Here is a 261-nt window from a genome sequence, read left to right as displayed (position 1 = left end):
CAGAGATGACCATCCGCGAGCTGGCGGAGGCGGTTATCGCGCTGACCAAGTCCGGGTCAACGCTGGTGTTCAAGCCGCTGCCGCAGGACGACCCGATGCAGCGCCAGCCGGATATCACGCTGGCCACGAGCCGGCTTGGTGGGTGGGAGCCGCAGGTGAAGCTGGAAGAAGGGTTGCGCCGGACGATGGCCTAGTTTGAGACCCTGCTGAGCGAATCCCGGTCACGCCGACTTTTGGATGGCTGCGTTGGCGCGGTAGAGC

General features: G+C 65.1%; 1 pseudogene. It reads left to right on the top strand.

Annotation, left to right across the window (positions count from 1 at the left end):
- Positions 1–194, top strand: a pseudogene (locus tag ACQG3P_RS20200) (SDR family NAD-dependent epimerase/dehydratase); the annotation flags it as partial.
- Between the last annotated feature and the right edge of the window lie 67 nt (positions 195–261).

The sequence above is a fragment of the Stenotrophomonas sp. SrG genome (genome assembly GCF_050031795.1).
In the GTDB taxonomy this organism is placed as follows: Bacteria; Pseudomonadota; Gammaproteobacteria; order Xanthomonadales; family Xanthomonadaceae; genus Stenotrophomonas; species Stenotrophomonas rhizophila_A.
Note: the sequence above shows the minus strand (reverse complement) of the source record. Positions and strands in the feature narration are given on the sequence as shown.